This window comes from Candidatus Thiodiazotropha sp. AKAK3 (assembly GCF_058244645.1).
Window position 1 is genome coordinate 1 of record NZ_JBSYOQ010000042.1, and the last position, 22,225, is coordinate 22,225.

Here is a 22,225-nt window from a genome sequence, read left to right on the forward strand (position 1 = left end):
GTCGATCTGTAATCTTTCGAGAATCGGTGGTTGATTTTCAGGAATAAAGCAACGTTTGTTTTCGAGAATGGCGCGGCCCGTCCAGTCGACCAGTTCGAGATAGTCTTTTAGGCGAAACGGTAATCCCTTGGGCATATCCTGACGTGGGTTGCCGATAAATGGAAATAGCCCGCTTGGTGTTTCAGGTTCGCCTGAATCATCGGGATGTTGTTTCAATTTCAGGGCTCGCTCTTTGATGGATGTATGCTCGGACTGTTCGGGTGTATCCGCTACTCCTGCTCTCACCGGATTGAGATCCACATAGGCCATACAGGTTGCCAGAGCCTTTTCATCCAACAGGGCCTGGGATTTATAGCGACCTTCCCAATAGCGACCAGTACACTCATCCTCTTGGTTGGCCTTTCTGGCAATCGGTTCATTGAGACAGCGCATGAACCAACTTATGCTGTGCAGGCGTCGTCGCCATTTCGTGATCAGCTCTGATACCGAGTCCCGCTCTGCCTGAGTGAGTGTCTCTTTGGCAAGATAGCGTTGGACGATCACAGGGAGGGAAAAGAGGCGTTCCCAGCGCTCGATGACCTCCCGTTCACTCCACGCTGCAGCTCGCTCGGAGTCCACATGGAGTATGACGTGGTAGTGATTGTGCATCACGGTGTATGCACAGGTGTCGATGGCGAAGATATCCGTCAAAAGCATTATGCGATCGACGATCCATTGTCGCCGATGTTCATAGCTTTTTCCGGTAAGCGAATCCACGCCACAGAGAAAGGCACGGCGTACGCAGCGGGAGACACAGTGGTAGTAGGGGGTTTCTTCCAGCAGAATCTGGACTTTCCTTGGTTTGGGCATCGTATCGCTCCTTGATAACAGATGGTAAATGAAGATTGCTATTCTGTGTGGATTTTTTAAATCAAGAATGGGTGTCCGGATAAAAAAGAAAAGGATCTGGATGTACGACTCGTTCTCCTATACCTCACGTTTTGTGAGTTCAAAATTAGTACTTACTACGAATGGAAGAAAACTTAGATGATAAACCACGGAAAACACTGAAGACACGGATATATATTACGATTCTTCAGTGATATCAGTTGTTAAAGACTTACTATAAAATAGTGAGCTGTTTTACCTGCCAGACAGATTTTTAATTAGTCTCTAACTGAATGGGCAAGGCCACTACTGTGACCTGCCCTAGCAGGTTTTACTTAAAAGATATCAAATTGAGAGGAAAACCACCGCCTCCTGACAGATTAGGGCCGCCTCCACCGAGCAATCCCAGCGGATCTAAGAATGACGGTATGGAACTACCTGAATCCTGTTGTGCATCATTGCCATTCCCAGCATCAAGTTCGTTACAGTTTGGCTCACGAATTATTCTGTCACAACCCGTGCCGCCATCGACATCATCCGATCCCTCCCTGGCATCAATATAGTCATCGCCTGAGCCACCTCTGACGATATCGTCGCCACCTTGGCCCACCAAACTATCATCGCCGGAGCCACCGATAAGTACATCAGTGTAATCGCCACCTCCTCCACCGATAAGATCGTCACCGCTTCCACCATCAAGGTAGTCAGAACCTGCGCCGCCATGTAAGTGGTCATCTCCTGAGTTTCCTTCGAGGCAATCATTGCCAGTACCACCACTTACCTTATCGTTACCGCTACCACCGCTCATCCTGTCATTACCACTATTCCCACCGAGCCAGTCATTACCAGCGCCACCATCGACAACGTCATCGCCAGATCCTGCATGAACCTCATCGTTCCCTGCACCTGCTGAGATAACATCATCACCACTGCCACCAAAGATCTTTTCGCTACCTGATCCACCTTGAATGTTGTCGTCTCCATTCCCACCTTTAAGAGTAAGATTGTTTTCAGGGCCGTGTAGTTGATGACCGGTAACCGAAATATTATCGTCCCCACAACCACCATTGATTACAAGATTTTGTGACTCTTCAGCCGTGAAGTGATACGTATTTCCATTGAAGGTAACATCCGTTGATCCGTCACAATTAACATGTGCATTTATGCAATCATCCCCATCACTTCCATTAAAGGTCGTTTGTCCGTTTGACCTTTCGATTGATGATCCATCAGCATTATTCTGTACACTTGGGTTAACGCATCCGCAGGAGAAGTTTGAGTTTGAAGCCTGAGAGCAGCTTGATAATTGAGTTCCATTCATAGCATCCATGTTTGTAATTTCCTTAATTAAGTACGAAGTTATTGATACATATTCCATATACATCAAATCCATTTGCACTTTCATTAGACACGAGAAATGCAACCTATACTAGCTAGGGATATCCTGTATATTGTTTTAAAATCTCAATGTAAGAATAGGTTATATACCTATTCTTGAAGCGTAGATTATGGCATTAAAGAATGATTGTAGATAACATAAAAATCGAGACGGCATCAATTGAAGATGCAGATACTATTCTCAATATACAAAAGACCGCTTTTCTTGACCAAGCAAAGATTTACAATAATTACCAACTACCACCTTTAACCCAAAGCTTGGAGTCAATCAGAAATGAGTTCTAAAAAAAAACCTTTCTTAAAGTCTTGTTAAAGGGAAAAATTATCGCATCGGTGAGATTTGATGGAAATCAAGGTTATGTCAACATTGATCGCATATTTGTGGAGCCTAAGTATCAAAATAAAGGCATCGGAATGACACTACTTAGAGAAATTGAATTGAGATCACCAAATGCAGTAGCTTTTCAATTATTCACTGGTAATAAAAGTGATAGGAATATTCATCTATATAAAAAACTGGGATACCAAATTATTAGAAATGAAATCACGGATCAAGGCTTTGAGCTGCTATATATGAAAAAAAGCCATAACAATGCCAATCCACACTGACTCTCTCAATCGGCAGTGCCAGCACTCTGCATTATAAAAAACTCTGTGAGGCTTTGAAGCATGAATCCTTGCTCTAATGGGCCGCGTGGTAAGTTCGGTAACCCTCAACCGGCCCACTACTAGCCAAACAACTGACATCTGGTAAAACTAAAAAGCTTGATAATAGGTTAGTTTTTAGCTGACGGGAGATCACTGCCTGTCATTTTTCAGCTACCAACATCGCAACATCACGGGTTCCCCTGGAGAGATCACCCAGCCTTCCCTCTTCTCTATAGAAGCGTATTTTTAGCTTATTGAACAGTCTCAGCAGTTCCTGGTCAGCCAAGCGAAAACTGCTGTTTTTAGGCCCTTCCGCTGATACGGCATCACGAATGAAGGTTTGATAATAGATCAGGCCGCCTGGTTTCAAGGCGTTGATCAGTGATGCGATCAAGCTGCGTTCGAGGAAGTAGCTGACTACGATCACATCAAACTGATTCCCTGATGGGGGATTGTGTTCAACATCTCGCACTTCGGCTTTCAGGTTTGGCAGGTTTTTCTCATTTGCAAGTTGCTGCAGACGCTGTATGGCAACTGGAGAAAGATCCCAAGCAACCACATCCAGCCCCAATGCAGCTAAATGCACTGCATTGCCGCCTAAACCACATGCAAGATCGAGCGCAGTTCCATTTGATGGCAACAGGTGCGAATTGCTTAGCACTACCTCGGCTGGTCGGGCTATTTTCTCCTGATCGCTATAGCGCTCATCCCACATAGCACGAAGCTGCTCATTTTCTTCGTTGCTCTGATCGCTCAAAGCCTATCCAGGCCACGGGCCAGATCGCGCTTGATATCTTCGATATTTTCCAGACCAACAGCAACACGCACCAAGCCATTGCCTATACCGACTTTGGTTCGCTCTTCCGGACTCAAACGACCATGGGTAGTAGTGGCGGGATGGGTAATCGTGGTTTTTGTATCACCCAGGTTGGCGGTAATTGATATCAAGCGGGTTGAATCAATCAATGTCCAGGCTGCGGTTTGCCCTCCTTTAACATCAAAGGCCACAATACTGCCAGGTGCGCTCTGCTGCTGTTTCGCCAGGTTATATTGTGGATGGCTGGGCAAACCTGGAAAATAGACCCGTTCAATACTGGCGTGCTGCTGTAGCCATTCAGCCAACTGCTGAGCGTTTCTGGAATGAGCCTGCATGCGTATTTCAAGGGTTTCCAATCCCTTGAGAAACACCCAGGCGTTGAAAGGGCTCAATGTTGGGCCTGCAGTTCTCAACACTCCGAATACCGCCTCCCCTACAACTTCATGACTACCAACCACAGCGCCACCCACACAGCGCCCCTGCCCATCAAGATACTTTGTGGCGGAATGGACAACAATATCAGCGCCCAGACTCAGAGGTCGCTGTAGCGCAGGGGTGCAAAAACAGTTATCCACCACCAGTAACGCCTCATGTGCATGAGCCAGCTCACTAATTTTTCTGATATCTGCCACTTCGGTAAGTGGATTCGAAGGGGTTTCCAAAAACAGAAGCTTGGTTGTCGGACGAATTTCCGCTTCCCAGGCAGCGAGGTCATTTAGTTCGACAAAGGAGGTCTCGATTCCGAAGCGGGTTAGATATTTCTCAAACAGTATGGACGTTGTTCCGAAAATACTGCGTGATGATATGAGATGATCACCCGCCTGGAGTAATCCCATACAGATGGCGAAAATAGCTGACATACCAGATGCGGTGGCAACACAGCGCTCTCCACCCTCTAGTGCCGCAAGCCGCTCCTCAAAATTCCTGACTGTAGGATTGGTGAATCTGGCATAGATGTTCCCTGGCTCATCACCACTGAAGCGGGCTGCAGCTTCAGCAGCACTTCCGAAAACAAAACTGGAGGTAGGAAATATTGGTTCACCATGTTCACCTTCAGGCGTCCTATGATGTCCGCTACGAATAGCTAGCGTAGAGAACCCCCATCCAGGCTCTTGTTGATCCTCCATTTTTTTATCCTCATGCTTTTTTACCTGGCTCATTTCAACAAATCACAGCACAGGAATTTGTGTAAATTGTACTTCTCTCTTATTCAGAGAATATAGTCAGCTCATGGAGATGTTCTTGTCGTAAACTGCTTCAACAGAAGGTCTATCTATCTGCTGTGCAAAATAGCGCTCCAGAAACTCGTCAAAACTGAGTGTATCAGAGGCTTCTAACTCTTTCTGCCGCCGCCAGGAATCTATAGCTTCCTGACTTAACAGGCTCTGATCTTCATTAGAACCAGCCTGCTGACTGAAGTCGTGACGATGTTGTTGCGACATACGCTTGGCGAAATGATAAAAGCCCTCTCCTCTTTCTCTCATTTCACTCAGCATTCGAGCTGAGGGGGTCATCTCCGGATCTTCTAGTCGACTCTTCTGTAGAAGAAGACTCCGGGTATAGGGTTGTCCGGGCATACCCGTCTCGAGAGTCTCGCAAATGGGTAACATGGCTTCACAGATCTCCAGTCCCCAATCACGTAACGATATCTTTTTCCCTCTCCTTTGCAGTTCCAGTCCTGGCTTCCTACCCTGGTGCGCTGCCGCCAGCTCATTCCAGTCTATTGTTTTCTGTTCAGAAACATTTATCGAGGGGCTTTCACTGAGCAGACAAAACAGCATCAAAGCCTCAATAAAATAAACCTGCTCCTCGGCAATTCCCAGTGGATGGAATGCATTCACATCCAGGGATCTCAGTTCAACATAGCGCACACCGCGTCGCTGCAGAGCATGTATCGGTTTTTCCATCAATTCAGGGATCTGCTTCGGCCGCACTGTACTGTAGTACTCATTCTCTATCTGAAGGATGTTGGCATTAAGTTGTTCGTAACGTCCATCAACTTTCACCCCCATTGCTTTGTAGATTGGACAAGGTGTCTCAATGGCACGGGAAAGCGTCTCTATATAGGCATCTAAACAGTCGTAACAAGCTTTGATGCCTGTACCCTGCTCCTTACTGTTCTGATAACCGATATCCCCCATACGCAAAGAGGTGGCATAGGGTGAAAAGTAGGTATATTCATCAAAGGATTCCAGTGTCGTTGGACGACCACCCAGAAAGGACTTGCACACTGCGGGGGATGCGCCGAACAGATAGGGTATCAACCAGCCCAGACGCTGTAAGTTTCTGAGCATTGCGAAATAGGAATCTGAAATAAAGGCCTGGGTATCCCCTTTATCACCTTCAAGCTGCTGATATACCCACCAAAAATCCTGGGGTAGTGAGTAGTTGAAATGCACCCCGGCAATCACCTGCATAACCCGACCATATCTATGCCCTAAACCACGTCGATATACAGTCTTCATCATCCCTGCATTTGAAGACCCGTAGTTAGCGATGGGAATGCGCTCATCATCCTCGACAACACAAGGCATACTGGTTGACCAGAGAATCTCTTCATCCAGATGTTGGTAGAGAAAGCGGTGTGCTTCGAAGAGAAATTTCAGTGGTTCATTACGATCTGCAGAGGGCGGCGTAATAATCTCGGTCAAGGCTTCTGAGTAATCAGTGGTGATGTAACGATTGGTAAGAGGGGAGCCCAATGCCTCAGGATGAGGCAGGTTTGAAATAGAACCTTGGGGTGAAACACGCAGTCCCTCTTTTTCCAGACCAATCAATCCCCCTCTCATAAGCTCGAGTTGATTCGCTTGGTGTAGACGTTTTAAACGATTTTCAAGTGTTGAGTACAAACCGGGTCAATCCCTAAAGGGGCATGGATGATATTGAGCATTGGACATAAAAGGCGGAGATTATACCTTGCCATGGAGACGTATAGTAGCTTGGCGATAGATCGGTATAACCATGTCTAAAAAAATTAGGCCAATAAGACACAGCCATATCCCATCTGCTAATCGATCTGGGATATGGCTCTTGATTGGTACAGTTTATACGTTACACCACACTAGGGCTTATCGCATCACTGCCATTGGTTCTGCGACACGTATCGAGTCCATAAGAATGCGTGCTGCTTCATTCAATTCGATACGGCTGGTAGCCTCAGTCTCCTTTTCATCTGGGTCATCATCTAAATCTTTCTGGTCTGCATCCTTGATTGCAGTCAAACCTTGTGAAGCACGAAAACGGTTTTTGTGCAGCAGCCGTTCATGCTCCCTCTCCTGCCATTCATTACGACGCTGTTTTTCAAGCAAACTGACTTCTGTACGTTTATCAAGTTCGAGAAATCGTTTTTCCTGATCCACTAACATTTCAAAACCCGCATCCGTCTTAACACGTGTCAGATGAGTGCCCATCAGTTCAGAGACAGTGTATTGACCCTTGGTTATAAAGTTGGCAGGCCTTATCTGAGCCCAGGGTAAGGCATTTTCCAGTGACCTCTCACCATATTCATCTGAATATTTTGCTGTAGGGAACTGAATATCGGGAACCACACCACGATGCTGCGTGCTGCCTCCATTTATTCTGAAAAATTGAGCCATGGTCAGACGAAGTCGCCCAAGATCCTTTTTACGTCCAGGTACAAATCGCCCCAGATCCACCAGAGTCTGCACAGTACCTTTGCCGAAGGTTGGCTCACCAATGACAATACCTCGTTTATAATCCTGGATTGCCCCGGCGAAGATTTCTGATGCTGAAGCGCTGTTGCGATCCACCAATACAGCCAGGGGACCTTCGTAAGCAATGGATTGATCCGGATCCTGCTCAACTTCGATCTTTCCGAAGGCATCTTTGATCTGCACTACAGGACCGGAATCTATGAACAGACCTGTTAGTTCTGTCGCCTCGGAAAGTGACCCCCCTCCATTCTCCCGTAGATCGATCACGATACCGTCGACATGCTCTTTTTTCAGGTTGACCAGCAGATTCCTCACATCACGAGTAGTGCTGCGAAAATCAGCTTCACCCCGTGACTCAGCTGCAAAATCCCGATAAAAAGTGGGTACTTCAACAACCCCAATGCGGTATTTTTCCATGCCATCCAGTTTATCGATGACATAACTCTTAGCGGCTTGCTCCTCCAATTTGATTTTGTTTCGCACCAGGGTGATGGTTTTTCGATTCGAGCCCTCTCCCTTCTCCAACACATCAAGCTGCACAACTGAACCCTTGGGACCACGAATCTGTTCGACAACATCCTGTAGACGCCAGCCGATAATATCCATTATCTCACCCTCGAGGCCCTGTCCAACGCCGACAATTTTGTCACCGGCATGGAGCAGATCACTCTGCTCCGCAGGCCCACCTACAATGGTTTTCTGCACCACGGTATAGCCATCCTCGTCTTTCAGGACAGCTCCAATACCTTCCAGAGAGAGCCTCATACTGATATCAAAATTCTCGGATGTACTGGGTGACATATAGCTGGTATGGGGTTCCAGGCTCAATGTATAGGCATTGATAAATGTCTGAAAAACATCATTATTATCAAACTGCTCCACTCTCGAGAGCAGACGCTCATAGCGTGCTTTGAGTGTCTTTTTGATCTCTTTGTCCTGTTTATCCATCAAGCGCAGATTAAGAAAATCGTTTTTTACCCTACGACGCCAGATATCATTCAACTCTGTACGGGTCTGGGCCCATGGCAGCTCTTCCCTTTCGAAGACATAGATCTCGTCAATGGTAAAATCGAAATCATCTTCAAGCAGTTTCAATGCGTGCCCTATCGCCTCACTCACTCGCTGACGATAGAGACGAAAAATCTCGAATGCAGGCTCTATCCGGGCGTTTTTCAGGTAGTCATCCAGTTTGTCCCGATAGCTCGAAAAGTGGACGATATCTGCTGCCAGAAAGAAAGAACGGTTGGGATCAAGAGCACCGTAGAAGCGCTTCAGAATCATTTCAGACATCGCGTCGTCCAATGCAGTATCTTTGTAATGATACTTTTCAATAACCTTGACGATGACGCTGGCAGTCTGTTGCTGTTCCGCAGTAGGACGTAGCTCCTGCACGGGAACTGGTTGTCGATTGGCCCACAATGGTGCTGACACAAAAATCAGAATCAACCACCAGAACCGCTTCATTTTAAGATATATCATTCATCCTACCTGGTCATTTCGGGATCGGACCTACCTAGGTTGGTGTTCACAGGCCCAGGGAAAACACCTATACAAACTCAATTTTTATATTTTGAGTATGCTTTGGACTAAATTTCCAGTCACCGGGTTCCGTAGCACCTACAAAAGAGCACGGGACACCTTGAATTTACCACCTTTACTCATAATTTCTTGTGCAATCCGTGGACTAACTCGAGATATCCCTGTGTTTCAGGATTTATAATCCCATGACGAATCAGAAAGTCAATCACAACAAGATTACAGTTCGGCTTGAAATCATCGGTTTCAGCAACCCTTTCTGCTACCTCTTCCACTGACATCAATGTGAACTCTGCCACTTCCCCATCTGTATTGTGAGGAATAAAGTCCTCCGGCAACTCAAGATCATAACAATAGAGTGTATCCGGCTTTAGACCTACCTCGGTTTCTATACAATAGGTCAATGCACCGACCGGTATCGCTCTATCAACTATAGAGGAAGGCACACCCGCCTCTTCCTTACACTCTTTGTACAAATTCTCACTCATAGTCAGGTTGTGGGGTAATCCTCCCGCTACCATGTTATCCAGATGATCAGGGAATATTCTCCGGTCTGAAGCCCGTCTGGCTATCCACAGTTTCAAGCCATCCGCACTGCGAATGAAACCATTTAAATGTTGACCATAGGCCCGCAAACCGAAAAAAGCAGCTGCCGCACGATCAATTGTAGCAATTGCAGAATCCCTTCCACTGGAAGTGACGGGATACCGTTCACCATGCCTGTGAGTCATTACCTTCAGATCCACCAATTCAGTGGTCACTTCATCAAGTAGTTCAGTTCTCGATTCGAAAGTATTGAATTGAGGATTGAGATGAAGCCCAACTTCATCCACTGAAAAGCTGTCTGGCCATTTCATCAGTTGCGACCAGACAGGTTCTTTCAGATAACCGATGAGATCTGATGTGTAGTAGAAAGCTTTGAAATTGTCACGATTCCATAGATTAAGCTTATCGATATGCCGTTGAAATCCTTCTATTTTCATCATTTTTCTATTCTATTTGGAAGCTACCTTTAATCCGAAATAACGGGTTCGCTAATCTTATATGGGGCCTCAATCTGTCTGATTCAATCTGGCGACAGCGATCATGACCTCTGAAATCTCTAATAGCACTGCCCCATTTTAAAGTCCGGTCCGGTAAAGCTGCTAAACACTCCTGCTGCAATTTAACTTAAACCTGGACATTTTCCCAAGCACTTCGCCAGCTGGATGCAATCTTTCTTGACAGAGGCAGATAATTTCACTACTTTCTGTTTATACAGAAATTTCTGATATATGAGTATAGCGATGCATCCAACTCTCATGACACTGCAAACATTTTGTCATTTCTTAACTCCACTCACGCCACAACAGATCAGTATCCCAGACAGAGAGATTAACAAAGTCACCAGTTCTACCCCATTAGGTAGCAATGGCAACAACCGGTCATTTAACAAGGAGAGTCCAATGCGAATCATGATCACCGGAGCCAATGGGTTCATCGGCACTCATATTGTTCAGGCTCTGCATCAAGATGGGCATCAAATCGTCGCTTGTGTACGATCCATCAAATCTGCCAGACAAAGAGGCCCCGGAATAGAGTTGATAGAGGCCGACTTCACCACTGATCACAGTGCCAGGGTATGGCGGCCCCGTGTAAAAGGCATTGATGTGGTTATCAACACTGTTGGCATTATCCGCCAACGTGGGCGTCAGACATTTTCATCACTGCACCACAAGGCACCAATAGCCCTATTCCGGGCATGCACTCAAATGGGTGTGAAGCAGGTTATCCAAATCTCAGCCCTGGGCGCTGATCGTAGCGCCTTCAGCGAATACCATTTAAGTAAAAAAGCAGCTGACGACTACCTTGCCTCCCTGGATCTCAACTGGCTGATACTCATGCCATCCATTGTTTATGGGGCGGGCGCAAAAAGTATGGCATTTTTCAAAGCAGTTTCTTCTCTGCCCCTGGTGCCCCTGATCGATCAGGGAGAGCAGCAGATACAACCGATCCACATTGATGACATGATCCACTTGATACGCAGATCAATTAACCCTGAAAGGCGTTTCAGGAAAAGAATGGTATTGGTTGGCCCCTCCAGAATCACGATAAAAAAGCTCTTGGAGGATTTAAGGCTGTGGTTAGGATTGACTCCCCCCCACTATCTCTCCATACCCTACAAATATGCAGTATCACTTGCTCAATGGGCTGGTTTTTGGGGTAACACGCCACTCAATGGGGAGGTTATTAGCATGTTGCAGCGGGGAAATATTGGAGAGTGCAAACCCTATATTGACGAGTGCGGAAAACAACCCAGGGAGATGAAGAGCGTACTCTTGGAATCTCCAGCCGAAGATGCAGACAAATGGCATGCTGGTCTCTATTTCCTGAAACCAGCTTTACGTTTGAGTATTGCATTTGTCTGGCTGTTCACTGGTTATCTTTCCGCTTTTGTTTTTCCCATTGAATCGAGTTACGCCCTACTTTCTCAGGTTGGCATTGAGCACCGTTACGCCCCGCTGTTCCTCTATAGTGCAGCCGGTATAGATATAGCCTTGGGTATTGCCACAGCATTCACATATCGAATCCGACTCACAGCAGTTCTGCAGATAGCACTGATTGTGCTCTATACCCTGATCATTTCAATCTACTTACCCGACCAATGGTTCCACCCATTTGGGCCAATCAGCAAAAACCTGCCGCTTATCGTAAGCATCCTGATCATGATGACATTGGAGAGAGAGTGATGAATGAATATTTATTGATCAAATGGGCGCATATCCTCAGCGCAACATTTCTTTTTGGAACGGGTCTTGGAAGTGCCTTTTATAAGTGGTTGACTGATCGAACAGGAGACCTGCCTGCAATGGTTCAAACCAATCGATTAGTAGTCCTCGCCGACTGGATATTCACCACCCCTACAATAGTGATTCAGCCTGTTACGGGCATCTGGTTGTTGTCGATGATAGGCATACCACTGAACCAGGGATGGGTGCTGATTACCATTTTACTCTACATCATTGCTGGCGCCTGCTGGTTACCTGTTGTCTGGCTCCAAATTCGCATGCGAGACCTGACTTCTGAAGCTTATAGAGCGAATCTGCCTTTAGGGAAAAGCTACCAGAAGTATGCTCAAATCTGGTTTTGGTTGGGTGTTCCTGCCTTCATTGCGATGATTGCCATCTACTTTTTGATGATTTTTAAACCTGCCATCAACCTATAGAGGGAACTTTAAATGAAACAAGAGAAACTGGAACCGGTAATCAAACAGGCACTCGGAACAAACTGGGAAGCGTTGTCCGGAATTGTCAAACAGCACTACGATATTACCCCGGGAGAAGATAGTACGCTTATCCTTCGAGGAGAGATGGGTGAAGTCTATCACTCCACTATTGCAAAACTCTACCTGTTACCGGGACGCATATTCGGTGCGCTGGTCCCCTATCGAGGTAAAAAAATACCCACAACCGTCAAGAACTGGACCAGCACTAAAAACAGCAAAGCGATGTTCTGGTATAGAACCTTACACTTTCCAAATAGACCTCAGGTGATATTTCAATCACGCATGGAGCATTTGGTGGATAATGAGATTATCGAGTATGTGAAGTATGGAATGGGTATCCGCATGGCGCTGTTCGAAGATGATCATAGCTTGGTCTATAAAGGCCTGGGATATGTTTTGAGAATCGGCAAACTGAAGCTCCCTATACCCAACTGGTTGATCCTGGGTAGTGCAACAATTGTGGAAACGGCAATATCAGATAAGCTGCTGCACCTCGATTTTGAAATCGTACACCCACTATTCGGTAGGACTTTTTCCTACTCAGGGGAGTTCGTGATTCTGGGCGGTTAGCATATGCTATTACGTGCCAGCAAGGTAGCCTGGATGAAGTGCAACGGAATCCGGGGTAGTTTCGTGCGTTGATCTTCCCGGATTCCGTTGCACTTCATCCAGGCTACGGTGTGGTGATGTTTGTTGAGGTTTAATAAGATCTAAAGATGACCTATGTTCTGGTCGTGCTTGTGACACTAAAAGTTAAATGACCTATGGTCTAATCTGATACAGTTTAAATTTCCACTTCCCTAGATGGTTGAAGCAATGTCCAGCAATCGATCTGTAAAAAAACCGGCCGATAGCAGCGAAACAAGAGCTAAAGCCGCTACTCAGTGCTTCTGTAACGGCTACAACTGTTCTCAGGCTGTATTGACCGCCTTTGCAGGTCGTTATGATCTGGATGAAGGGTTGGCGATGCGTCTTGCTTCTGGTCTTGGTGGTGGCGTAGGTCGCATGGGGGAGGTTTGTGGTACCCTCACCGGTGCTGCACTGGTAGTGGGTTTGGAGCTGGGTCCCAAATCCAGTGAAGATGTTGACGCCAAAGAGAAGACTTATGTCGCAACCCGACAACTACAGGAGCACTTTATAGAGCGCCACGGCAGCAACATCTGCAAGGAACTGTTGCAAAAAGACCTGAGCAATCGTTCTGAGTACCTTCAGGCGAAAGAGCTGGGGTTGTTCAAAACCCATTGCCCTAATTATGTGGAAACGGTAGTGTCCCTGCTTGATCAATTTTTAGAAGATAGTGAAGACCAAGATGAAAGATAAGATCCTAACCATGCTCAAACTCCAGGATGCCATGAACTGTAAGGTTAACGATGATTGGCGAGACGCCGGCTATCCCTGGTACCGGGCAATCTGGACCGAGTGCGCGGAGATGCTCGACCACTACGGCTGGAAATGGTGGAAGCATCAAAAACCGGATATGCAACAGGTCCATCTGGAGATCGTTGACATCTGGCACTTCGCTCTAAGTGATCTCATCTTGCACAATGCCACCCTTGATGAAGCCGCTGAGCAGGCAATGAAGGGGTTAGAACAAACCACCGAACCGGTTGACATCAGAACCTCCATCGAACAACTTGCGATGGCCAGCATCAAGACCGAATCTGCAGATATAGGTCACTTTGCCACCATGATGCGTGCAGCGGAGCTGAACTTTGATGAACTCTTCAAAACCTATATCGGTAAAAACGTGTTGAACTTCTTCCGTCAGGATCATGGCTACAAGGAAGGGAGCTACATTAAGATCTGGAATGGACGAGAGGATAACGAATATCTGGCTGAAATCCTTGATGGTCTCGATGCAAACAGCACGGAATTCAGCGATGAAGTCTATCGTCAGCTGGAGAAGTCATACCCAACCACTGCTGAGTAAACTATTGACCCGACACTGCAACTGGCTACCACCTACTACACCATTCAGGAGAGAATCTGTTCCAATTGCAGTTCGGAATACCCCGCTTCTTCCCCAAACTTCTCTATCAAGTCCTGACCGGCAAGTTGCCGTGCAATCCCCTTGTCTTCATTATGTTCTAGATGGTATTCATAACGATCACGTAAATAACCATGACGCCGCCAGGCATCACGCTGTGATAAGCCGACTCGATTCGAGCGTTGTGAACGCAGTAACTTAGCTGCCCCACTGCCAAACTTCTGCTTCTTTTGCTTTTTCTCCCTACTACTTTTTGATTCAACCAGTTTCTGCTGTAACTTTTCTATGGCTTGATCACGTTTCTTGAGTAGCGCTTCCAGTGTATTGATCTTACCTTTGAGCTCCAGGATGACAGTACCTTTCTTCCCTGAGTTGTTGTCTGAGCTGTTGTCTGAGGTTTTATTCTTCTTTTTGAGCTTTTCCTTGCCTGTTTTTTTAAGCTTTTTTTCTTTATTCTTCATATCCCAGCCTCGACAGATCTTATTCCGCCCCGATAAATGAGTCACAATTTAAGATATAGAACATATCTTCTCTGCCATCACGTCGCTTCAATTTTATAATTATAACTCAAGTTTTGAACTTCACAGTCTGCACATAATGTTTTGTGGTTTTGACGAAATTCAATGCCTGATATCCCTCTCTCTGTTGAAATGCGCCAACTTTTAACAGGAGGCACTATGTACGAATTCAACACTGAGATAGATCTTTCTTTTGATAAAGCCGTGGCGCGTGTTCGCGATGTTTTGATGGAGGAACATCTGGGAGTAGTCAGCGACGTGGATGTTCAGGCTATCTTCAAAAACAAAATGGATAAAGATATTCCCGCCTATCACATTTTTGGTGCATGCAATCCGGGATTGGCTGACAGGGTATTGAGTAGTGAACCAAACGCAGGGACACTGTTACCCTGTAATTTCATAATGCGCGAGCAGGAAAATGGTAAAGTCGTTGTCAGTTTCATGGATCCTGAAACCGTACTCGGTCACTGCACAACAGAAGAACCTAAAAAAGTAGCGACAGAGGCCAAACAGAAGCTGCTGAGGGTAATTGAAAAATTAAACGCGAACTGACAGAAGGTAAATGGACTCTCTGCAAGTAGAGAATGCCACCACACATCTTCACTGCCGATTGTTCATCAAATATCGCAGGGCCTTGCGATTGGTCCAGGAAGTAGCCAGACGCAAGGCCTGTTCATAGGAAACCCATCTGTATGCACTATGTTCACTGGAGTGTAGTCTGGGTAGACGACGATTAGGTAGCATTAAAGAGAACCAGTGTTCGGTATTGGTGTGGGCTGAAGGTGCATAGCGAGACCGCCAGGCCGACAAGATAGGGAAGGTCACCTGCTGTTGCAGATCGATCAAGCCATCACCCGCCATGATACCTGTCTCTTCATACAACTCTCTTCGCGCAGCCTGCTTCACCGACTCCCCCCACTCCAAGCTACCGGTGACAGACTGCCAGAACTGCTTCGGCAGAACCCGCTTCAGCATCAATACCTCACCACAGACTGTATGCACCACCACCAGTACAGACTCAGGCCGTTTGTTAGCTCTGGATCTCATATCGTTCAGTGATGTGTCACGAGTCCGAAGATGATGTCTACCCTTAAGACGAGCTCTCTTCTGTTGTGGGTTTACGCACACGAATAGAGAGCTCACGCAACTGCTCTGGCGCCACTTCTGATGGTGCTGAAGTCAGCATACACGCTGCCGTCTGGGTTTTTGGAAAAGCCATGACCTCACGAATGGAGGCTGTACCCGTTAGCAGCATGACCAGACGATCCAGACCAAATGCCAGGCCCCCATGTGGAGGACATCCAAACTTCAGGGCATTCAAGAGAAAACCGAACTTCTCTTCGGCTTCCTCGTCACTGATCTCTAAGAGCTGGAAGATCTTCTGTTGTACATCCTGCTGATGGATACGGATGGAACCACCTCCCAGCTCAACCCCATTCATCACCATGTCATAGGCACGTGATTTACAGTTACCTGGGTCACTATCGAGTAGATCGAGTTGGTCCAACTTGGGTGAGGTGAAAGGATGGTGCAGCGGAGTCCAGCGTTTGTGCTGTTCGTCCCATTCGAACATTGGAAAATCGACAACCCAGATCGGTCTCCAGTCCCCTTGCATCAGATCCATATCCTGACCCACTTTGACACGCAACGCACCCAAAGCTTCATTGACCACATGAGCCGAATCGGCGCCAAAGAAGATCAGATCGCCGTCTTTTGCTCCGGTACGCTGAAGAATCGCATTCACCACCTCATCCGGAAGGAATTTAAGAATCGGTGACTGCAACCCTTCGATGCCTTTGGCCAATTCGTTGACCTTGATGTAGGCCAGACCTTTGGCACCGTAGATAGCAACATATTTTGTGTACTCATCGATCTTCTTGCGGCTAAGTGAACTGCCACCAGGCACCATCAATGCCGCGACTCGACCCTTGGGATCTTTGGCCGGGCCGGAGAACACTTTGAACTCCACATCCTGCATCAGATCACCCAGATCCACTAACTCTATAGGCACACGCATATCGGGACGGTCAGAACCAAATCGTGACATCGCCTCATCGTAGGTCATGCGAGGAAAGGGGTTGGGCAGATCCACATCCAAAATTTCTTTGTAGAGCTGACGAATCATCTCTTCGTTGATCTGCAGAATCTCATCCTCATCCATGAAAGAGGTCTCGATATCGAGCTGTGTGAATTCTGGCTGGCGATCAGCACGTAAGTCTTCATCTCGAAAACAGCGGACAATCTGATAGTAACGATCCATTCCTGACATCATCAACAGCTGTTTGAAGAGCTGTGGCGACTGAGGCAGCGCGAAAAACTCTCCCGGATGGGTACGACTGGGTACCAGGTAATCACGGGCACCTTCGGGGGTAGCTTTTGTCAGCATTGGGGTTTCGATGTCCATGAAGCCCTGATCATCCAGATAGCGGCGTAATACCCGGGTCACCTGGGAGCGAATGCGGATTTTCTCCAACATCTCCGGACGACGCAGATCGATATAACGGTAGCGCAGACGTATCTCTTCGGAAACATTCTCATGCTCTTCGAGTTGGAATGGTGGCGTTTCTGAGCGATTCAACACTTCCAGCTCAAGACCCAGAATTTCAATCTCCCCAGTCGGCAGGTCTTTATTGACTGTGCCTTCCGGTCTCGCTCTGACACGCCCTTTTACCCGTAGCACAAACTCATTACGTACCTGCTCTGCGAGGGAAAAAACTTCTGGCAAGTCGGGATCATAGACCACCTGAACCAGACCTTCACGATCACGCAGATCGATAAAAATCACGCCTCCGTGGTCACGCCGGCGGTGCACCCATCCACAAATTTCAACTTCCTGGTCGATATGGGAGCTATTGATTTGGCCACAATAATGACTGCGCATGGGTATTATCCTGTGAGATTTCGCTGGAAACGCTAAAAAGCGGGAATGTTACGGCTTGAGTTGCGCCTCTGCAAGCCCAGGTGTCGAGTTGACTGCTCCCATGGAGAGCAACATCTTCAATCCGTCATCGACACTCATCTCCAACTCCCGTACTTCCTCTTTCGGCAGAAGCACGAAATATCCACCTGTGGGGTTGGGTGTCGTTGGAATATAGACGCTGACCATGTCGCGCCCGAGGGCCTCTTGTACCGGCCCACTATCTTCATTGGTCAGGAAAGCCAAGGTCCAGAGTCCACGGCGGGGAAACTCTACCAACACCACTTTGCGAAACGATTTGCCATTGTCGGCAAACATGGTTTCGACCAACTGTTTGACAGCTGAGTAGACTGAACGAACCAGTGGAATATGGGAAAGCAGTGCTTCCCAAAGCTTTACTAAACGGCGACCAAACAGATTTGCTGCCACCAGGCCTGTAAAGAACAGAATCAGTAGAGAGAGCACCACACCGAGTCCCGGAATATGGAAACCCAGTAAACTGTCAGGACGATAGGCCTCTGGTAGCAATAACAGGCTGCGATCCATCCAGTCCACCAGAAGACTGACAACAAAATAACTCGCGCCCAAGGGTAGCCAGATCAGCAGGCCTGCTACTAAATAACGGCGTAAATAGGTCATTCAGAAAGCCAATGGATATTAGCCACAACCGCAGGATCCACCACCACACCCCTTTGATTTTCCTTCAGTTTTACCACTATCATGAACATTCTTTTTACTACCGCTTTTGAAATCGGTCTCGTACCAACCACTCCCTTTCAGTCGGAACCCGGCAGCTGAAATCAGTTTTTTGAGGCTATCCTGCTTACATTCAGGACACGCCTTCAGCGGTTCATCGCTCATCTTCTGTAAGGCTTCAAACTCATGGTTACAGGCCTCACAGCGATATTCGTAGATAGGCATTGCAGGCACTCCTCATTACATCGAATTTAGTCGCCGCATTCTGTTATGCAGCGTAGAATTCTGGAATCCTACCATATTGGGGTGAGTAGACTACTATTCAAGGTTCTTTAAACCTAAAAAGATCAGTCGGACGGCGTGAAGTGAGCACTTGTGGTGGTACAGCTCCTGCACGGCGCGCAATAGCCTGTAGCCTGGATTGAGTGCAACGGAATCCAGGCTACCTTACTGAGAATTGATGAAGATGGTAGACCCACAAAGTGAGGATCAATTTTCTTGCGACTCCTTCATCTCCCGGCGCTGTCTCAACATCTCTCCCTGTCGCCGAGTGATATGTCGAATCAGGGCATCCTGATCTGCCCCGCGGATCAGTGAAAAATTGATTCTGACATGATAGGGATAATCTGGATGATCCCCCTCGGAAGCTACAATACCAACCACTTCCCCATAGGCCAGAAGACCGCTGTATGAGGGTAGCAGCAGCAGCTTGATCTCCACCATTGAGCCCACTTCAACCTGCTCGGTGATATCCATACCCAATCCACCAGCACTCAAATTGACTTTTTGCGAGGGTCGATCAAGCAGTTCCCGCTCTTCTGTCAGAAAGCTTTTACCCAGCAGATTGACCTTTTCGTCGAGCGCTTTGAGGTAGTCGGCAATGTCAGTGTCACGCTGCTCAATTCGATGCATTGAGGCGGACAGATGTTGACTGATCTCCTGTAAACGTGTCATCACAGTAAATCTATCACCTGCCCTCAGTTGCTCATCAATACTGGAGGGTATTTCAGATGCGGGAATTACCCGATAACTCACTTGAAGAGAATCGTCTATACGGAAAAATTCCCTGCGCTCATCTTGGGTTTTTTCCTGATCATCTATAGACATCGGTCTGACTCCTATTCGGGCCGGTTAACACTAAAAGTAGGTTACAAATCATTTGAATCAGTCTATTTCCTCAGGCATTGCAGCAGATTCTTGGCTGCCACCAAGATCCTCACCACGCTGTATGACCAGCTCAACACGCCTGTTTTGTGCCCGGTTTTCAGCAGTATCATTATCAACCAGGGGATGAGAATCGGCATAACCCTGTATCAGAAACCTGTCCTCTTCAATGCTTGCGTTACTCAGCATGGCATGTACCACAGTTACTGCACGGGCAGAGGAGAGCTCCCAGTTGGAGCGGAATCGTCTGGTGGAGATCGGTATATTGTCCGTATGGCCCGCTACCACGATCTTACCCGGCGTTGTCGAAATCACATCGGTAATCTTGGTAATGACTTCGAAAAAATCGGGATTCAGATTTGCCCGCCCTGAAGGAAATGAGCCCTTTTCCTGTATACGTATGATAATGTTAGTAGATTCTGTATCCACATCGATCAGTCCTTCGTTTATCTCTTCCTCCAGCATCTCCTGCAGCTCAACTGCCTGAGCTTCAACCTCTCGTTCCAGTTTCTCCTGCATCGCGGCCTTGGCTTGATCGATATCAAGACTATCCTGCTGCTGTTTTTCCCTATCAAGAAACTCCTGCTCTAAATCACTGGTCGTCTGCCGAATATCATCAATTGGTGAAGGCTCTGGTTTACCCGGACTGAACTCCTGCATAATGACACTGGTGCCTTTGACGATTTCGACTGCCGGTATCTCCCGCTGCACACCGAAGGCATCTTTCATCGACTCTGCCATCTTCTTAAACCGCTGGGCATCAACCTCGGCAAAAGAGAGCAGTAGTACGAAGAAACACATCAGCAACGACATCAGATCCGCAAAGGTAGCCAACCATGGGGGCAGACCATCGGGACATTTGGGACATTCGTCAGCCATGCTCAGCCTTCCTGTACAGGACGCTTGCCAGTGGGCAAATAGGTGCTAAGAAGCTGTTCCAGGACCCTTGGATTCATACCCTCCTGAATTCCTGATATTGTCTCTATAATCAATGATTTATTGGTTTTTTCCATACCACTGGCTCGAGCCAGCTTATCAGCGATAGGCTGAGCGAAAGCATTTGCAATTACCGCGCCATACAGGGTTGTCAGCAGTGCAACAGCCATCGCAGGACCGATACTCGCAGGGTCAGACATATTAGCCAACATTTGAACAAGTCCCACCAGTGTTCCGATCATACCCATTGCCGGTGCCATGGTAGCCATATTTTTAAACATCGTTTGGCCGACCTCATGGCGCTCGATCGTGAGATCGATATCCTTGGTCAGCAACTTATTCACCAGTACCGGATCGTGCCCGTCAACACACAGACCAATGCCCTGCTTGAGAAAGCCGTTGGATATCTCTTGTCCTTCCAGGGCCAACAAGCCATTTTTACGTGCGATATCAGCCAACTCTACCGCTTCCTCAATCAATTTCTTTGGATCATCGGTTTTATAAAAGAAGGCCTTCATCCCCATACTGAAGGAACCGAGAAAATCACCCAATGAGACCTGCATCAGGGTTACCATGAAAGTACCACCGACAACGATAAGCAGAGAAGGAACATTGACAAATAACATCACGTCGCCGCCAGAGGCGATCGCACCGATAATTATGCCGAATCCACCTAAAAGACCAACCAGTGTCGCAATGTCCACCTAAATATTCTCCGAAACTCCGTTGCTGTTTTAGTCGCTTTCAGAGCAATTCTCTATCCGGGTCAGAGAGCGTTGTCTTAATGCGATTAATCTGTTTGGTTTAGCGGTCACAATGAGTCAAACTTTAATTCCTGGTTTAGGAATTTCCAGTCTTTTTTAGCCACTATCACAGAGGTAAGTTAACACCATGACCGATACAAAAAGCATACTCATCACAGGCTGTTCAAGTGGTATCGGTCTATGCGTCGCCAAGGCACTGAAAGAACGTGGCTATGATGTATTCGCAACCGCCAGAAACCCTAATGATGTCAGTGATTTACAGCAGCAGGGTTTGAGAGCATTCAGGCTGGATCTAACCGATAGTGAAAGCATCAAAGCTACTGTCGAGAAGGTCTTTAATGAGACTGGCGGGACGCTCTATGCCCTATTCAACAACGGTGCCTATGGTCAGGTTGGCGCAGTGGAGGATCTCAGCGTGGCAGTGTTGCGGGAACAATTTGAGACCAACCTCTTCGGCTGGCACGATTTGACCTGCCAGGTAATTCCCGCGATGCGCAAACAGGGTATGGGACGCATCATTCAGAACAGCTCAATCCTAGGTTTCATGACCCTCCCCTATCGAGGGGCCTATGTTGCCACCAAATATGCACTGGAGGGCCTGACAGATACCCTACGCCTGGAATTGGCTGACAGTGGCATACAAGTCTCTCTGATTGAACCCGGGCCAATTGAGAGCCGATTCCGAGACAATGCATTTGCTATGTGGCAAAAAAATATCGACCCGGAAGAGTCAGCTCACAAAGCACACTACCAGGCGATGTTGGCCAGATTGAAGAAAAAGGGCCCCGCCACCCCCTTCACACTACCTCCAGAAGCAGTTTTAAAGAGGGTTATTCATGCCCTGGAAAGCCGGTCAGCCAAAGTCAGATACTCAGTTACCTTCCCAACCTACCTTTTTGGCCTGTTGAGACGCATTTTGACCAGCCGCGGCATGGATCGAGTGCTACTTAAGGTGTCGGGCAGCGGCAAGCGCTAAATGTCGTTTAATTAAGCCTCCAGTTAGCTCTTGCACAACTCACGGAATCTCTTGAAATGTCC

General features: G+C 47.3%; 23 protein-coding genes. 8 read left to right on the forward strand and 15 right to left on the reverse strand.

The window, feature by feature from the left end:
• Together AC4IE7_RS07755 and AC4IE7_RS07760 are read right to left on the reverse strand one after the other, a co-directional pair.
• Nucleotides 1-849 (reverse strand): transposase (locus AC4IE7_RS07755; RefSeq protein ID WP_490776250.1); only part of this gene is annotated, 849 nt, incomplete at its 3' end.
• Nucleotides 850-1,198: 349 nt separating this feature from the next.
• Nucleotides 1,199-2,197: a calcium-binding protein gene (locus AC4IE7_RS07760; RefSeq protein WP_490776251.1), complete on the reverse strand. Its 999-nt coding sequence runs from the start codon at nt 2,195-2,197 to the stop codon at nt 1,199-1,201.
• Nucleotides 2,198-2,571: 374 nt separating this feature from the next.
• Here AC4IE7_RS07760 and AC4IE7_RS07765 point away from each other — a divergent pair, with 374 nt between their 5' ends.
• Nucleotides 2,572-2,874: a GNAT family N-acetyltransferase gene (locus tag AC4IE7_RS07765; protein ID WP_490776252.1), complete on the forward strand. Its 303-nt coding sequence runs from the start codon at nt 2,572-2,574 to the stop codon at nt 2,872-2,874.
• Nucleotides 2,875-3,073: 199 nt separating this feature from the next.
• On the opposite strand, the gene AC4IE7_RS07770 is transcribed toward AC4IE7_RS07765, so the two are convergent.
• From AC4IE7_RS07770 to AC4IE7_RS07790, 5 genes are all read right to left on the reverse strand, one after another.
• Entirely contained in the window at nt 3,074-3,670 is a 597-nt protein-coding gene (locus AC4IE7_RS07770; protein ID WP_490776253.1) for a class I SAM-dependent methyltransferase, read from the reverse strand.
• A complete protein-coding gene (locus AC4IE7_RS07775) occupies nt 3,667-4,890 on the reverse strand; it encodes an O-succinylhomoserine sulfhydrylase (RefSeq protein ID WP_490776254.1) in 1,224 nt (407 codons plus the stop codon). Before AC4IE7_RS07775 ends, AC4IE7_RS07770 begins: the two co-directional genes overlap by 4 nt.
• Nucleotides 4,891-4,953: 63 nt before the next feature.
• Entirely contained in the window at nt 4,954-6,579 is a 1,626-nt protein-coding gene (gene gshA, locus AC4IE7_RS07780; protein ID WP_490776255.1) for a glutamate--cysteine ligase, read from the reverse strand.
• Between the two features lie 219 nt (nt 6,580-6,798).
• On the reverse strand, nt 6,799-8,883 hold the full coding sequence (locus AC4IE7_RS07785) for a carboxy terminal-processing peptidase (RefSeq protein ID WP_490776256.1): 2,085 nt from the start codon (nt 8,881-8,883) through the stop codon (nt 6,799-6,801).
• Nucleotides 8,884-9,062: 179 nt separating this feature from the next.
• Nucleotides 9,063-9,926, reverse strand: coding sequence for an NUDIX hydrolase (locus AC4IE7_RS07790; RefSeq protein WP_490776257.1), 864 nt, complete (start codon nt 9,924-9,926; stop codon nt 9,063-9,065).
• Between the two features lie 459 nt (nt 9,927-10,385).
• On the opposite strand from AC4IE7_RS07790, the gene AC4IE7_RS07795 reads away from it, so the two are divergent.
• From AC4IE7_RS07795 to AC4IE7_RS07815, 5 genes are all read left to right on the forward strand, one after another.
• Nucleotides 10,386-11,669, forward strand: coding sequence for an SDR family oxidoreductase (locus AC4IE7_RS07795; RefSeq protein WP_490776258.1), 1,284 nt, complete (start codon nt 10,386-10,388; stop codon nt 11,667-11,669).
• Entirely contained in the window at nt 11,669-12,145 is a 477-nt protein-coding gene (locus AC4IE7_RS07800; protein WP_490776259.1) for a DUF2269 family protein, read from the forward strand. Before AC4IE7_RS07795 ends, AC4IE7_RS07800 begins: the two co-directional genes overlap by 1 nt.
• Nucleotides 12,146-12,157: 12 nt before the next feature.
• Nucleotides 12,158-12,775, forward strand: a complete 618-nt coding sequence (locus tag AC4IE7_RS07805) for a DUF4166 domain-containing protein (RefSeq protein ID WP_490776260.1) — start codon at nt 12,158-12,160, stop codon at nt 12,773-12,775.
• Nucleotides 12,776-13,021: 246 nt separating this feature from the next.
• Nucleotides 13,022-13,525 (forward strand): C-GCAxxG-C-C family protein, encoded by a 504-nt coding sequence (locus AC4IE7_RS07810; RefSeq protein ID WP_490776261.1) that lies wholly within the window; start codon nt 13,022-13,024, stop codon nt 13,523-13,525.
• Nucleotides 13,515-14,135: a dUTP diphosphatase gene (locus tag AC4IE7_RS07815; RefSeq protein ID WP_490776262.1), complete on the forward strand. Its 621-nt coding sequence runs from the start codon at nt 13,515-13,517 to the stop codon at nt 14,133-14,135. Before AC4IE7_RS07810 ends, AC4IE7_RS07815 begins: the two co-directional genes overlap by 11 nt.
• A gap of 44 nt (nt 14,136-14,179) precedes the next feature.
• Here AC4IE7_RS07815 and AC4IE7_RS07820 read toward each other — a convergent pair whose 3' ends face one another.
• The gene (locus tag AC4IE7_RS07820) at nt 14,180-14,653 is read right to left on the reverse strand and encodes a hypothetical protein (protein WP_490776263.1); all 474 of its coding nucleotides are present in this window, start codon (nt 14,651-14,653) and stop codon (nt 14,180-14,182) included.
• 216 nt (nt 14,654-14,869) lie between these two features.
• Between AC4IE7_RS07820 and AC4IE7_RS07825 the strand changes: the two genes are divergently transcribed.
• The gene (locus AC4IE7_RS07825; protein WP_490776264.1) at nt 14,870-15,262 is read left to right on the forward strand and encodes a DUF302 domain-containing protein; all 393 of its coding nucleotides are present in this window, start codon (nt 14,870-14,872) and stop codon (nt 15,260-15,262) included.
• A 48-nt stretch (nt 15,263-15,310) separates the two neighbouring features.
• On the opposite strand, the gene nudB is transcribed toward AC4IE7_RS07825, so the two are convergent.
• From nudB to pomA, 7 genes are all read right to left on the reverse strand, one after another.
• Nucleotides 15,311-15,757, reverse strand: coding sequence for a dihydroneopterin triphosphate diphosphatase (nudB, locus tag AC4IE7_RS07830; RefSeq protein WP_490776265.1), 447 nt, complete (start codon nt 15,755-15,757; stop codon nt 15,311-15,313).
• Between the two features lie 43 nt (nt 15,758-15,800).
• Nucleotides 15,801-17,591 (reverse strand): aspartate--tRNA ligase, encoded by a 1,791-nt coding sequence (aspS, locus tag AC4IE7_RS07835; RefSeq protein WP_490776266.1) that lies wholly within the window; start codon nt 17,589-17,591, stop codon nt 15,801-15,803.
• A gap of 48 nt (nt 17,592-17,639) precedes the next feature.
• Nucleotides 17,640-18,266 carry a DUF502 domain-containing protein gene (locus AC4IE7_RS07840; RefSeq protein WP_490776267.1) on the reverse strand — a complete coding sequence of 209 codons (627 nt, stop codon included), beginning with the start codon at nt 18,264-18,266 and terminating at the stop codon, nt 17,640-17,642.
• 18 nt (nt 18,267-18,284) lie between these two features.
• Entirely contained in the window at nt 18,285-18,548 is a 264-nt protein-coding gene (locus AC4IE7_RS07845; protein ID WP_490776268.1) for an FmdB family zinc ribbon protein, read from the reverse strand.
• A 264-nt stretch (nt 18,549-18,812) separates the two neighbouring features.
• Entirely contained in the window at nt 18,813-19,430 is a 618-nt protein-coding gene (locus AC4IE7_RS07850) for a PilZ domain-containing protein (protein ID WP_490776269.1), read from the reverse strand.
• A 57-nt stretch (nt 19,431-19,487) separates the two neighbouring features.
• Nucleotides 19,488-20,366 (reverse strand): type VI secretion system protein TssL, long form, encoded by an 879-nt coding sequence (gene tssL, locus AC4IE7_RS07855; protein ID WP_490776270.1) that lies wholly within the window; start codon nt 20,364-20,366, stop codon nt 19,488-19,490.
• Between the two features lie 2 nt (nt 20,367-20,368).
• A complete protein-coding gene (gene pomA, locus AC4IE7_RS07860) occupies nt 20,369-21,127 on the reverse strand; it encodes a flagellar motor protein PomA (protein WP_490776271.1) in 759 nt (252 codons plus the stop codon).
• 187 nt (nt 21,128-21,314) lie between these two features.
• Between pomA and AC4IE7_RS07865 the strand changes: the two genes are divergently transcribed.
• A complete protein-coding gene (locus AC4IE7_RS07865) occupies nt 21,315-22,163 on the forward strand; it encodes an SDR family oxidoreductase (protein WP_490776272.1) in 849 nt (282 codons plus the stop codon).
• Nucleotides 22,164-22,225 lie beyond the last annotated feature (62 nt).